A 12,310-nucleotide genomic window follows, 5' to 3' on the forward strand; every position below is an offset into this window, starting at 1 on the left:
CTCGCTGGTCTGCGGCGCGAGCTCGATGGGTTGGAGCTGGTCGTTGTGGGTAAACGTATTGAGTCGAGCGAGCCATGCCGCTTCGCTGCCACCATCGGAAATGGCCGGGTTGAGTGCGTCGATCTCGATAGCAGCGTGCACGTCCGCGCGCACGTGGCCCGCCTGGGCGATCTCGATAGCGCCGGCGTGATCTCCCCCCAAGAGGCGTAGCTGGGCCAGGGCCTCCGCAGGGCGCATCGTCAGCCCTGGAAGCCCGACTTCGTGCGCCAGGGCCTCCAGGAGCAACCGTGCTTGGCTGCGATCCTCGCCTTCGACATCTTGGAGAGCGAGGACGTAACCGAGCCTGCCGATCCAGACCGGCGATGCGCCGCCAGGGAGTTGATCGGGGCTCTCACGCACAGTTGTGACAAGCTCAGCGAGACTATGGTCCGGCCAGGCAAGCTCCGCAAGGAGTTCGCGCGAATGGACCGAGCGCGTTCTGAGTGCTGTAGCGACCAGAGAATCAGCGTCGCGACTGAATCTGGCGTGGTCGCGAGCGACCTGCCCACGACTCGCACGAAACTCAGAGCTACGGGACATTCGCGTCAGTCGTTGCTTCGCCGCGCTCGTCTCGCTCAGCGCTGTGTGCGCGAAGCAGCTCAAGTTCGTGTTCGATGGAGGTCTGCAGCCGATCGAGGCGGCCGATGTACTGCGCCTGCAGCACGCGGACCGCGCCGAGCACATCCTGTTCGGTTGCTGGGGCTGCCACGACCACCGGGGCCGGCGGCTTGGGCGGCTTGGGCGGCTTGTGGGAGGCCACGGTCCGTCGAGCGAGTTCAGTGGCCCAGGTAGGCAGCGACCTGACGCGACGATCCGCATCGAGGGCGAAGAGGAAGGCGCCCGACAGCAGGACCATCGCAGCGAGGGTCAACAGCCACCACCATTGGAGCATCGCCGCCACGACGGCCACTGCAGTCATGGCCGCCGACAGCGCAACACCGGTGAGCATGTAACGAGATCGCACGTCAACCCTTCTGATTCTCCGCGTCTGAACCGACCGTGATACATGAGCGGATCGATGGAGCGGCCCCGACATGGTGCGACAGGTACTCTACCCACCACAGAACCGTCGGATCGGGGGGTGGTACCGCTGAGCGTCGCAGCATTCAGCGAATCTCTGTCGCCGTCACAGGCACACGCTCGGCAGACATGGACGTCGTGGCAGCTGGCGGCCAGACCGGATACCTCACTCGACGCGCTCGCGCATCTCGCCTTACGCAACAAGTCGACCGTGGCTCTCGACGCGCTGGCGGGCCGGGCCTTCGCCGGCGGTCAGAGTGCGACTCTGTTGCAGGGCATCGACTTCTCTGCCGCCGATCTGATGATTAGCGACCGCGCTGCGGCAGCGGCGCTCGCCTTGGCGTGGGCGGGAATGGGCCGAGATGCGGCATGGATGAGCGCGGCTGCCACCCTCTATCTCAGAATCATCGACGATGTGGGCACGGTACGGCTTTCGGCCGAGCACCAGCAGGCGGCCGCGCAGGCGCTGTTCCTCAGTGGCAGATTCGACGAGGCGGCCGCGCTGATCCCCGAGCTGCGGAAGCTCCCAAGAGTCGTGCGTTCATACCTGGAAGCAGACCTGGCGAGCCCCGCCGTCGCCACGGGGCACGCCACCGAGCACTGGTTGGAGTTGCTCTCCGCCCGGCAGGTCGCCCAGAACCTCGAGCCACTGCAACTCCAGGATGGGGGGAATGAGTCGGGCGATCTGTTCGACCGCCTGGACTCCTGCGCCTCTGGAGCGGCCTCCGCGAACGCACTGGTGTCGGTCGTGATTCCGTGCTTCCGACCAGCCCAGGGCCTGATCACGGCGCTACGTTCTCTCGCTGGGCAGTCATGGCTGGACCTCGAGATGATCGTTGTCGACGACGGTTCAGGGCCTGAGTTCGACGAATGGTTCGAGCGCGCCCGCGCCGTCGATCCACGGGTCCGGGTCATCCGGATGTCCGTCAACGCCGGCGCCTACGCGGCACGCAACCACGGCCTGCTGCACAGTCTTGGCAGCATCGTGACGTTCCAGGACGCCGACGACTGGTCACATCCGCGTCGAGTGCAATTGCAGGTAGAAAAGCTGAGCGAGCCTGATGTCGTTGCCACCAGGAGCTCCGCTGTGAGGGCACGCCCCGACCTCACCCATCAGTGGTTCGGCTACTCCCCGATCCGACTGAATGCGTCCAGTCTGATGATGCGACGAGACGACTACGACCGACTCGGACCATTCCTGGAGATTCGCAAGGGCGCCGATTCTGAGTACCTTGAGCGAATCGTTGCGCGGGGTGGTGAGCTGGCCAATGTTCGCGAATCGCTCGCCGTGACGCGGCTGCGGGAGGGGAGTCTCTCCCGCGGCGACTTCACGTACCAGTGGTCGTCGCCCGACCGGCTCGACTTCCGGGGTAGTTACCGCGCCTGGCATCGTCGAACCGAAGGCGCCCGTCGCGCAGATCCGGAACTTCCGTTCAGCGTACCCACGACGTTCTCGCTTGACCTGACAGGGGGGCGACAATTCGACGTCATCTGGACCGCCGACTACTCCGAAGCGGATGCGGAGTTGGCCCTTGACGTGGTGGCTACCTCGTCCGAGAGGTTGGCCGACGCCGGGGTGCGCCAGGGCCTCTGGCATCTTGAGTCCGCCTGGCTCGTCCGCGATCGTCGGCCTGAGATGCACGAGTCCTGGAGAGACCGGATCGAGGACACCGACGGTCTGATCGCGGTCTGCCGAACGGACCGAGTGAGCGCAGGGCTGCAGGTGATTGTCGACCCCTCAGTTCTCCTGACGTGTGGCGATCAACCAACGTCCGTTGCCGCAGACGACGTCGAGATCTGGTTGACGCCTGAGTGCTTGGCGCCTGATGAGAGCGGTCTCCCGATTGACCTGCTCTGGGTTCGCGACCAGGTCCGCCGTTGGTGGTCGGTGACGCCTCGATGGGTCGCTGCACCCCATCTCGACGCGACCGGACGTGAGGCGCTCCAGGCCACGGCAGGAAGTCTGGAGATCGGCTTCACCAGGGTGCCGGGCTTCGCCGTCGCCATGACGTGAGCTCATCGCCATCGCAACGACACGGTCCTGCCTGCGAACTCGCGAGTCAACGTCAGTTGGGAGTTCTGCTCCATCCAGCGCTTGACGATGGCTTGCTCTCCGGAACGCGTGGCATCGTCCACAGCGATCAGCGCTCCCGGCGCCAACCGCGGCCCCATCAGGGGGACAGCCGGATACCGAGCGGTGGGATTGCGCGTCGCGGGAGGTCCGTCCACGAGCAGCAGACCGATGTCATCGAGCTCGGTGAGGTCGGTCTGATACCAGTGCTGTTCCTCGCCGCCCACGTCTACTGGACCGAGCGGTGCCGACCTCACCTCGATCACATCGTCCAGGCGATGCGCCGCGACCATGGCACGCGTACGCTTGAGAAACTCAGGATGGTGTTCGAGCGCCACGAGACGACCCGAGCCGGCCTCGGCGAGCGCGTATCCCATCCAGATGGTTGAGATCCCGCTGCCACACTCGACGATCAGCTGAGGACGTTCCTCGGTGATGATGTCGACGAGCCGCGCAATCGCTGTCGGCGCGAGCGCGGAGGCAGCATGTGCCTCGAAGGCGGCCTTCGGTTGGAATCGTTGGTGCAGTACCAGCAGTGCAGAGACTTCTCCCACCGGCTCGTACCTGATCTGGGTAAGCGCCGACCGGGTCTCGGCCAAGCCCTCCTCGTTCCGTGCATCGCTGGCCGCCTGGGCATTGTCGAGCGAGGTGAGCTGTTCACGCATCGCCGTCAGGCGATCGGCAACGTCGGCTGCGGCCTTCCGAGCGTTGCGTGGCATGGCCTGGACGTCGGCGAGCAGTTCGCGCGTCTCGTCGATCCGTCGATCAAGGCGATCGACTCGGCGAGCGACACCACGCAAGAGCTCGTTCGTCTCCTGGCCGCGTCGTCGGATGTCGATGAGGAGCATCGAGCAGATTCCGAGTATGAGAACGAGACTTGCCCACGCAGCCACGGGAAGATCGCTTGCCACCAGCGCCACGGCGGCGATACCAAGGACACCCACGGCCGCGAGCATGACGAGCTGTCGTCGAGTCAGTCGTCGCATGCGCAGGCTCCTCGTTCATGCTGCCGGACCGAGCGGTCCAGGACAGAGCATAGGCCGGAGCGAGGACCCACAAGGAGCGAGGACCCACAAGGAAGGACCCCCAGGTTGGTTCCCGCAGGGCCAAGAGGTCGAGCCCACGTCGGTTAGGTGATCGACTCCACCCAGGTCGACCTGAGGCCGAGCCGCGAGCGCAGCTGCTCGCCCGTGATCGTCGTGCTCCGGCCGTCGGCGGCGTAGGCCGTCACACGTAGTGCCGCGTCGCCGTCGGAGCGCTGAGAGATGACGACGCGCGTGACGTTCGGCAGCCCGAAGGCGGAGCGCATCGAGGCCTGACTGATCGTGGCAGTCCAACTTGCGTACGGGTTGCGGCTCTGCAGGCTCCAGCGATCGTCCACGCTGCGCAGGTAGGGCAGGGCACTCACCCAGACGTCCTCGGAGTTCTGTGTGCGACCCCCGGAGGAGGAGTAGTAGTAGGCCCCGATGATGGTGCCTGAGTGCACCACGACCGCGCCGCGCCCGCTGCTGTTGATCGTGGCGAGGACGGCCGACCGCCAGCGGGCACCGTACGTTGACTCGTTCTCCTTCTTCCAGCCGGTGTAGTTCTGCGAGCGCGTGTCGTCGTAGAGATGGCAGTCACAGGAGGTGCGGACTGAGCTCGGCATCGTCGCGAGTGCATAGCTGCGAGCGGCGATCACCTGGGCCTGAAGGGCGGCGGACGACCATGACGAGGGCATCTCGGCGATGCCGAGCATGTACTCGTCCGTCACATTGACGACGTTCACAGCATTGACCCTGCCTCCGATCGATTGGAGCTCCAGACGGCCGTGACGGTACGTTCCCTGAGCCCCGGTCACGCTCGTGTTGACCTGCACCGACGAACCCGGGTTGAAGTAGCGCGTGGAGGCCCACTCGATGTGGATCCGGTTCGACGACGAGGCGGTCGTCCAGCTCTGGCCGTTTGCCTGCACGCGCAGTCCAGAACTGACCGCGCTCACCGTGATCGTCGTGCCTGCCGGAAGCGTGGCAACGGTCGATCCGCCGAGGCGGATCCGCGACTGGCCACCGGAGGCTCGAATCTGCGTCGAGCTCACGCCGGAGAGCACCTGAACCCGGACCAGCTTGTCGGTGTCACGGTAGGCGACGTCAGCGCCGGTGTAGTAGTGCCTGAGGATGGAGGTCGCCGAGCTGCCGCCGAGAGCCATCCCGTAGGCGCCGTACTGCGACATCCCGACGCCGTGACCCCAGCCGGCACCGGCGACGGTGAATGAGCTGGGTGGGTGGCCGACGACCGCGACCCGAACCGTGCCGCTTGTCCCGTGCGGGTCGGCAGTGACGATGCCCGAGTGCGATGTCACGCTCGATGCTCGCAAGCGGTAGCGAGACGACGCCTCGGAGGCGGCTGGTCGGGCTGTCGTCGCACGCCCGTTGGTCACGTGAACTCGCTCCTGAAGCACCCAGCGTGAGCCGTTCCACCGCTGGAGGTTGACGACGCCTGTGACCGGTGCGCCGTCCACGGTCCACGTGATCGTGAACGCGACGCGGGAGCCCGCCGCGACCGTTGGAGAGGCAGCGAGGTCGGGCGCCGCGGACCGCCTCGGGTCAGTGACGACCGTGATGCTCACCGTGTTGCTGGTGCCGTTGGGGTTCGCAGTCGGCACGCCCGACGGACTGCTCACCGTGCTGGTACGCAGCCGGTAGCTGTTCGAGGCGCCGGGATTGATCATGTGGGTGACCGCGCCGTTGGTGACCGTGATCTGGCGGACGAACACCCAGGCGTTGCCTTGCCGGCGTTGCAGATTGACCTTGCCGGTGACCGGCTGGCCGTTGTAGACCCAGGTGATGTTGAGGGGAGTGCGCTCGCCCTTGACGGCGTACCCGGTACTCGACATGTACAGCACATCTCCAGCAGCAGCCTGTGCTGGTGGCGCGTTCATCGGCACGAGCAGGAAACTCAGGCCGAGGGCTGCCGCGGCGAGCAGGGAGACGAGACGGGGGAGCAGGCGACCGAGCATGGTGACGCCTCCACAAGAGGGGAGAGGGGCGCCTGATGCTAGCGCAGAAAGTGGTTGATGGGGCACGTGTTACTTGTGGGAGAGGAGTGACATAGCGGCGCTCGAGCGTCAGACCCTGCCGTTCCGCACCGACCTGATCGTCGCCGTGGTGAGCGACATCGCCGATCGGACGGCCGATAGTCCCTCGACCTTCCGGTACAGGTGCCAGTTGTGCCGCACGAGCTCGACCTTGTTCTCCGACAGTGAGCCGGGGCGGGCGGCGCGGTACAGCGCCAGCGGCTCGGTCATGCCGCGCGCTGTGCCACCGTCGCGCAGGATCGAGAGCCACAAGGCGTAGTCCTGCCGTTTGCGCAGGTCGGGCATCAGCCGGGTCCCGAGCCGATCCCGGTTGTACATGGCGGTGAGGCAGCCGATGAAGTTCGCCTGCAGCATCGTGCGATAGGTGACCGCAGGAAGCGCCTCGATGAGGCGCCCGTTCGGGACAAAAGCCGCCGCCTCGCCGTCGTACTCCGCCTCGACCTTGTAGTACGAACCGAACGTCAGTGCGGCACCGGTCTCGGCGCCGAACGCCAACTGGTCGGTCAGCTTCGAGGGCAACCACATGTCGTCGCTGTCGAGGAACGCCACCCAGCTGCCGCGGGCCTGCTCGATGGCCCGGTTCCGGGCGCCGGCCGCGCCCAGCGGCTCATCCGAGCGGATCGGCCCGATGCGGTCGTCCTCGGAGGCCGCGGCGGTGAGGATGTCCCACGAGTCGTCGGTCGAGGCGTCGTCGACCGCGAGCAGCTCCCAGTCGGTGTGCGTCTGCGCTTGCACCGAACGCAGTGCCTGACCCAGCGTGGCCGCCGCATCGTGCACCGGCATGATCACCGAGACCAGGGGAGAGGACGACACCCGGTGAGTCTAGAGACCCACCGGGCGCCTCGCCCTCAGTGAGCCGGCGTGGTCAGCTTGAGCCCGACGATCCCGCCGACGATCGCGACCAGGCAGATCAACCGAGCCACGGACATCGGCTCATCGAGCGCGATCAGCCCGTAGATCGTGGTTCCCACCACGCCGATGCCCACCCAGATCGCGTAGCCGGTGCCCAGCGGGATCGACCGCAGCGCGTAACCCAACCCGATCATGCTCGCGACCAGCGCGACCCCGAAGATCACCGACGGCCACAGCTTCGTGAACCCCTCGGACCGGGTGAGGGCACCGGCCCAGACGCTCTCCAGCAGACCCGAGATGACCAGAACGATCCATGCAGCAACCATGACGTGCCCCCTCCCAGGGGCTCCTCACGCCGTCGTCGTGTCCGGGTACGGCGTGCCTCGTCCGGGGGTGCGCCGGGCTCCCGGCGTCCGAGATCCAGGGTAGCCAGCCCGACGGCGGAGGTCACGCGATGGCGACCAAGGTCACCAAGAGGTGCTCTGTCGCGCTCTGAGCGTCAGCGAGCCTGCCAAGGATCGATCAGGTCGACGCCCGTGTCTGCGAAGTGGCGGATGTTGCGTGTGGCCACCGCAAAGCCGTTCGCCGCTGCAGTGCCGGCGAGGTACGCGTCTGCCACGGGCAGCGGGCGGCCGGATGCGCGTGCGGCCGCGGTCATGTCTGCGTAGCGTCGTGCTGCCTCTTGATCGAACGGGAGCACCCTGCCGGCGAACAGGCCCAACAGTTGGTCGAGCGCCCGCGTGAGCCGTTCCGCCCTGGCGCCGCCAGGCAGCACGCGGAGGCCGAAGAGCAACTCCGCGAGCGTCACGCTCGACAGGTACAGGGTGCCGGCGGCCTGGTCGTTCAGCCAGCCCACCACGTGGGGATTGGGCTCGGGCCGCATCGCTTCGGAGAAGACATTGGTGTCGAGGACGATCATGGCAGCGCCAGCGGCTCCGCGGGCGTCCTGTCGCGAGCGGTCTCCAACACGGTCGCATCCTCATCGGTGAACGCCAAGTCGCGACCCAGCGAGACGAGGGCATCACCGAGCCGCACTCGCTGCGAGGGCACCAGGGCGGCGCTCAGAATCTCGCGCACCTCGGCTTCCGCGCTACGGCCATGCTCGGCGGCGCGTACCTTGAGCGCGCGATGCACCTCGTCAGGAACGTTTCTCACGGTAAGGACTGCCATCGGTCGACCTCCACCTGTCGGTGACAGCAGTTTACCAAACTGCAGTCACTTGGTATAGGGCACGCCTCTTGGGGCCTGCCCTCAACTCGGATACCGTGAGCGCGCAACCGTCGCCGCCGCAGAAGGGCTCCGCATGTCAGCACGCGTGATGGAGTCGGCCGATGTCGACGACCGCGCCGAGCTCGGCGACGGCACGTCCGTGTGGCACCTTGCCCAGGTGCGCGAGAACGCCACGATCGGGACGAACTGCGTGATCGGGCGCGGCGCCTACGTGGGCCCGGGCGTCAGCCTGGGGGATGGCTGCAAGATCCAGAACTACGCGCTCGTCTACGAGCCTGCGGTGCTCGAGACCGGCGTGTTCATCGGCCCTGCCGCCGTGCTCACCAACGACACCTACCCGCGCGCCGTCAACCCCGACCTCAGCCCCAAGTCCGCCACGGACTGGGAGCCGGTCGGGGTGACGCTCCGCGAAGGAGCCTCGGTCGGGGCCCGCGCGGTCTGCATCGCACCGGTGACGATCGGGCGCTGGGCCACCGTGGCGGCCGGCGCGGTGGTCACCACCGACGTGCCCGACTTCGCGCTCGTGGCCGGGGTGCCCGCCCGCCGGATCCGCTGGGTGGGCCGCGCCGGCGTGCCGCTCGAGGACCAGGGCGACGGCAGCTGGCGGTGCCCGCAGACCGACACGACCTACACCGAGCACCACGGCGTGCTCACCGAAGACAACTGAGCCCTCACCACGGAGCCCGCATGGACCAGCCCATGATCCCCCCTGCCAAGCCGATCATCGGCGACGACGAGAGGGCCGCCGTCGACCGGGTCATGCGCAGCGGCATGATCGCGCAGGGCTCCGAGGTGGCCGCGTTCGAGACCGAGTTCGCCGAGCAGCTCGTGGCGGGCCGGACCTGCGTCGCCGTCAACTCCGGCACCTCGGGCCTGCACCTGGGCCTGCTCGCCGCCGGCATCGGCCCCGGTGACGAGGTCATCGTCCCCTCGTTCACGTTCGCCGCGACCGGCAACGCGGTAGCGCTCACCGGCGCCACGCCGGTCTTCGCCGACATCGACCCGGTCACGTTCTGCCTCGACCCGGCCTCGGTCGCGGCGTCGGTGAGCGAGCGCACGACGGCGGTGATGCCGGTCCATCTCTATGGTCACCCCGCGGACATGGCCGGGTTGGGCGAGGTCGCGGCGCAGCACGGGCTGCGGATCTTCGAGGACGCGGCCCAGGCCCACGGCGCCACGCTCGCCGGCCGGCCGGTCGGCTCGTTCGGGGACTTCGGGATGTTCTCGCTCTACCCCACCAAGAACATGACCTCGGGGGAGGGCGGCATGGTCGCGTGCGCCACCGAGGAGATCGCCCGCGCCGTGCGGCTGCTGCGCAACCAGGGCATGGAGAAGCAGTACGCGAACGAGTTGGTGGGGTTCAACGCCCGCATGACCGACATCCACGCCGCCATCGGGCGCGTGCAGCTCGGCAAGGTCGGCGGCTGGACCACCGACCGGCAGCGCAACGCCGCCTTCCTGGACTCCCACCTGGAGGGCGTCGTGGTGCCGGCCGTGCTGGAGGGGGCCACGCACGTCTACCACCAGTACACGATCCGGGTGCCAGCCGACCGCGACGGGTTCGTGGCCGCGCTGCGCGCCGAGCACGGCGTAGGCAGCGGCGTCTACTACCCGATCCCGAACCACCGGCTCGACTCGCTCGCGCCCTACGCGCCCGGGCTCGACCTCCCGGAGACCGAGCGCGCCGCGCGCGAGGTGGTCTCGCTACCGGTGCACCCCTCGCTCACTCAGGAGGATCTGGAGCGCATCGTCGCCGGAGTCAACACGCTCGCGAAGGCAGGTTCCTGATGGCGGCACTACTGGCGGGCCTGATCGGGCTCGGGATGATGGGCCGCCACCACGCGCGCGTGCTGCGGCAGATCGACGGCGTCGAGCTGGTCGCCGTCGCCGATCCGGCCGGCGACCCGCACCACGTGGCCGGCGCGCTCCCGGTGCTGCCCGACGTCGAGGCGTTGATCGCCGCCGGCATCGACACCGCGATGGTGGCCGTGCCCACGATCTACCACGAACAGGTGGCGCTCGCGCTCGCGGCCGCGGGCGTGCACACCATGGTGGAGAAGCCGATCGCGGAGAGCGTCGAGTCCGGCACCCGGGTGGCACGGGCGTTCGCCGACGCAGGGCTGGTCAGTGCGGTGGGGCACGTCGAGCGGTTCAACCCGGCGCTGCAGGAGCTGCGGCGCCGGATCGAGCGCGGCGACCTCGGTGACATCTACCAGATCACCACCTCCCGGCAGGGTCCGTTTCCCTCCCGGATCGCCGATGTGGGCGTGGTCAAGGACCTCGCCACCCACGACATCGACCTCACCGCCTGGATCGCGCAGAGCAGCTACGCCGCAGTCTCGGCCCGCACCGCGCACCAGAGCGGTCGCGAGCACGAGGACATGGTGCTGGTGACCGGGCAGCTCGCCAACGGCATCATCGTCAACCACGTGGTCAACTGGCTCTCGCCGAAGAAGGACCGGCTGACGATCGTCACCGGCGCCAAGGGTGCCTACGTGGCCGACACCGCCACCGGCGACCTCACTTTCCACGAGAACGGCACCACCCCGATGCAGTGGGAGTCGGTCGCCGCCTTCCGCGGCGTCTCCGAGGGTGACGTCACCCGGTTCGCCCTCACCAAGCGCGAGCCGCTCGTCGTGGAGCAGGAGACCTTCCGCGACGCCGTGCTCGGCCACGAGACCGACGTCGTCACCATGGCCGAGGGCCTGCGCACGCTCACGGTCGCCGAGGCGGTGCTGGAGTCCGCGGCTACGGGGCGGACGATCGATCTCGACCGCTGACCGGCGGCCACCACGCCGGGTAGCCTTCCCAGCGTGAAGATCGCTGTTGTCGCGCTGGGCAAGATCGGGCTGCCGCTGGCCGTGCAGTTCGCGGGCAAGGGCCACGAGGTGGTCGGTGTCGACGTCAACGCAGGCGTCGTCGACCTGGTCAACGCCGGCAAGGAGCCGTTCCCCGGCGAGGCGGAGCTGGCCGAGCGCATCGAGGTGACCGTGAGTGGCGGCTCGCTTCGGGCGACCACCGACTACGCCGAGGCGATCGGAGGAGCCGACGCCGTCGTCGTCGTGGTCCCGCTGTTCGTGAACGACGCCACGTGGGAGCCGGACTTCGCCTGGATGGACGCGGCGACCCGGTCGATCGGCGAGCACCTCACACCCGGCACGCTCGTCTCCTACGAGACCACCCTGCCGGTCGGGACCACGCGCACCCGCTGGAAGCCACTGCTCGAGGAGACCTCCGGGCTGACCGAGGGCACCGACTTCCACCTGGTGTTCTCACCTGAGCGCGTCCTGACCGGGCGGGTCTTCGCCGACCTGCGCAAGTACCCCAAGCTCATCGGGGGACTCAGCGAGGCAGGTGCGGCGCGCGCCGTCGAGCTCTACGAGGCGGTCCTCGACTTCGACGAGCGCCCCGACCTGCCGCGCGGCAACGGGGTGTGGGACCTCGGCAGCGCCGAGGCCGCCGAGATGGCCAAGCTCGCCGAGACCACCTACCGCGACGTCAACATCGGGCTCGCGAACCAGTTCGCCCGGTTCGCCGCCTCCCACGGCATCGACGTCCACCAGGTGATCGAGGCCTCCAACTCCCAGCCCTACAGCCACATCCACCGGCCGGGGATCGCCGTCGGCGGCCACTGCATCCCGGTCTACCCGCGCCTGTACCTGTGGACCGACCCCGAGGCCACCGTGGTGCGGGCGGCGCGCGAGGCCAACATGGGGATGCCTGCGTACACGGTCGGCCTGCTGGAGGGGGCGCTCGGGGGCCTGGCCGGCGCGCGCGTGCTGGTGCTCGGCGCGTCCTACCGCGGCGGCGTCAAGGAGACAGCCTTCTCCGGCGTCTTCCCGGTCGTCGCAGCCCTCGAGACGCGCGGCGCGACGGCGCTCGTCCACGACCCGCTGTTCACCGACGACGAGCTCGAGAAGATCGGTCTCACCCCGTTCCACCTCGTGTTCTCCCCCGAGCGGGTCCTGACCGGTCGGGTGTTCGCCGACCTGCGCCGCTACCCCAAGCTCGTCGGCGGCCTG

Annotated in this window: 13 protein-coding genes and 1 riboswitch; of the genes, 5 read left to right on the plus strand and 8 right to left on the minus strand. The window is 68.2% G+C overall.

Features of this window, described 5'->3' with window-relative positions; translation table 11 throughout:
- The coding region (locus ACOJSN_RS17920) for a hypothetical protein (protein ID WP_420113852.1) at window positions 1–399 on the minus strand (399 nt) is incomplete at its 3' end.
- A gap of 169 nt (window positions 400–568) precedes the next feature.
- Window positions 569–988, minus strand: a complete 420-nt coding sequence (locus ACOJSN_RS17925) for a hypothetical protein (RefSeq protein WP_420113853.1) — start codon at window positions 986–988, stop codon at window positions 569–571.
- A 69-nt stretch (window positions 989–1,057) separates the two neighbouring features.
- Between ACOJSN_RS17925 and ACOJSN_RS17930 the strand changes: the two genes are divergently transcribed.
- The gene (locus tag ACOJSN_RS17930; protein ID WP_420113854.1) at window positions 1,058–3,073 is read left to right on the plus strand and encodes a glycosyltransferase family 2 protein; all 2,016 of its coding nucleotides are present in this window, start codon (window positions 1,058–1,060) and stop codon (window positions 3,071–3,073) included.
- Window positions 3,074–3,075: 2 nt separating this feature from the next.
- Here ACOJSN_RS17930 and ACOJSN_RS17935 read toward each other — a convergent pair whose 3' ends face one another.
- The 6 genes from ACOJSN_RS17935 to ACOJSN_RS17960 all read right to left on the minus strand — a co-directional run bounded on the left by ACOJSN_RS17935 (window position 3,076) and on the right by ACOJSN_RS17960 (window position 8,213).
- Window positions 3,076–4,086 carry a class I SAM-dependent methyltransferase gene (locus ACOJSN_RS17935; protein WP_420113855.1) on the minus strand — a complete coding sequence of 337 codons (1,011 nt, stop codon included), beginning with the start codon at window positions 4,084–4,086 and terminating at the stop codon, window positions 3,076–3,078.
- A 173-nt stretch (window positions 4,087–4,259) separates the two neighbouring features.
- On the minus strand, window positions 4,260–6,128 hold the full coding sequence (locus ACOJSN_RS17940) for a SpoIID/LytB domain-containing protein (protein WP_420113856.1): 1,869 nt from the start codon (window positions 6,126–6,128) through the stop codon (window positions 4,260–4,262).
- Window positions 6,129–6,236: 108 nt separating this feature from the next.
- Window positions 6,237–7,019, minus strand: coding sequence for a glycosyltransferase family 2 protein (locus ACOJSN_RS17945; RefSeq protein WP_420113857.1), 783 nt, complete (start codon window positions 7,017–7,019; stop codon window positions 6,237–6,239).
- A gap of 35 nt (window positions 7,020–7,054) precedes the next feature.
- On the minus strand, window positions 7,055–7,384 hold the full coding sequence (locus ACOJSN_RS17950; protein WP_420113858.1) for a DMT family transporter: 330 nt from the start codon (window positions 7,382–7,384) through the stop codon (window positions 7,055–7,057).
- Between the two features lie 23 nt (window positions 7,385–7,407).
- Window positions 7,408–7,475, minus strand: a riboswitch (guanidine-III (ykkC-III) riboswitch).
- Window positions 7,476–7,557: 82 nt separating this feature from the next.
- The gene (locus ACOJSN_RS17955; RefSeq protein ID WP_420113859.1) at window positions 7,558–7,977 is read right to left on the minus strand and encodes a type II toxin-antitoxin system VapC family toxin; all 420 of its coding nucleotides are present in this window, start codon (window positions 7,975–7,977) and stop codon (window positions 7,558–7,560) included.
- Complete coding sequence (locus ACOJSN_RS17960) at window positions 7,974–8,213, minus strand: FitA-like ribbon-helix-helix domain-containing protein (RefSeq protein ID WP_420113860.1); 240 nt, start codon at window positions 8,211–8,213, stop codon at window positions 7,974–7,976. Before ACOJSN_RS17960 ends, ACOJSN_RS17955 begins: the two co-directional genes overlap by 4 nt.
- A 148-nt stretch (window positions 8,214–8,361) precedes the next feature.
- Between ACOJSN_RS17960 and ACOJSN_RS17965 the strand changes: the two genes are divergently transcribed.
- The 4 genes from ACOJSN_RS17965 to ACOJSN_RS17980 all read left to right on the plus strand — a co-directional run.
- Window positions 8,362–8,955, plus strand: a complete 594-nt coding sequence (locus ACOJSN_RS17965; protein ID WP_420113861.1) for an acyltransferase — start codon at window positions 8,362–8,364, stop codon at window positions 8,953–8,955.
- 20 nt (window positions 8,956–8,975) lie between these two features.
- Entirely contained in the window at window positions 8,976–10,076 is a 1,101-nt protein-coding gene (locus tag ACOJSN_RS17970) for a DegT/DnrJ/EryC1/StrS family aminotransferase (RefSeq protein ID WP_420113862.1), read from the plus strand.
- The gene (locus tag ACOJSN_RS17975; RefSeq protein ID WP_420113863.1) at window positions 10,076–11,068 is read left to right on the plus strand and encodes a Gfo/Idh/MocA family oxidoreductase; all 993 of its coding nucleotides are present in this window, start codon (window positions 10,076–10,078) and stop codon (window positions 11,066–11,068) included. The genes ACOJSN_RS17970 and ACOJSN_RS17975 overlap by 1 nt, the downstream gene beginning before the upstream one ends.
- Window positions 11,069–11,101: 33 nt before the next feature.
- Window positions 11,102–12,310, plus strand: a 1,209-nt coding sequence (locus tag ACOJSN_RS17980; RefSeq protein WP_420113864.1) for a nucleotide sugar dehydrogenase, incomplete at its 3' end; no start/stop codon positions are given.

Origin of the sequence: Pseudactinotalea sp., from assembly GCF_048594945.1 — a bacterium.
In the GTDB taxonomy this organism is placed as follows: domain Bacteria; phylum Actinomycetota; class Actinomycetes; order Actinomycetales; family Beutenbergiaceae; genus Pseudactinotalea.

What these genes read in the sequence shown, in the direction of transcription:
- ACOJSN_RS17935 (WP_420113855.1), bottom strand. Translation starts at nt 4,086, where the DNA reads ATGCTCGCGGCCGTGGGTGTCCTTGGTATCGCCGCCGTGGCGCTGGTG.
- ACOJSN_RS17975 (WP_420113863.1), top strand. Translation starts at nt 10,076, where the DNA reads ATGGCGGCACTACTGGCGGGCCTGATCGGGCTCGGGATGATGGGCCGC.
- ACOJSN_RS17930 (WP_420113854.1), top strand. Translation starts at nt 1,058, where the DNA reads ATGGAGCGGCCCCGACATGGTGCGACAGGTACTCTACCCACCACAGAA.
- ACOJSN_RS17940 (WP_420113856.1), bottom strand. Translation starts at nt 6,128, where the DNA reads ATGCTCGGTCGCCTGCTCCCCCGTCTCGTCTCCCTGCTCGCCGCGGCA.
- ACOJSN_RS17950 (WP_420113858.1), bottom strand. Translation starts at nt 7,384, where the DNA reads ATGGTTGCTGCATGGATCGTTCTGGTCATCTCGGGTCTGCTGGAGAGC.
- ACOJSN_RS17965 (WP_420113861.1), top strand. Translation starts at nt 8,362, where the DNA reads ATGTCAGCACGCGTGATGGAGTCGGCCGATGTCGACGACCGCGCCGAG.
- ACOJSN_RS17970 (WP_420113862.1), top strand. Translation starts at nt 8,976, where the DNA reads ATGGACCAGCCCATGATCCCCCCTGCCAAGCCGATCATCGGCGACGAC.
- ACOJSN_RS17925 (WP_420113853.1), bottom strand. Translation starts at nt 988, where the DNA reads ATGCTCACCGGTGTTGCGCTGTCGGCGGCCATGACTGCAGTGGCCGTC.
- ACOJSN_RS17955 (WP_420113859.1), bottom strand. Translation starts at nt 7,977, where the DNA reads ATGATCGTCCTCGACACCAATGTCTTCTCCGAAGCGATGCGGCCCGAG.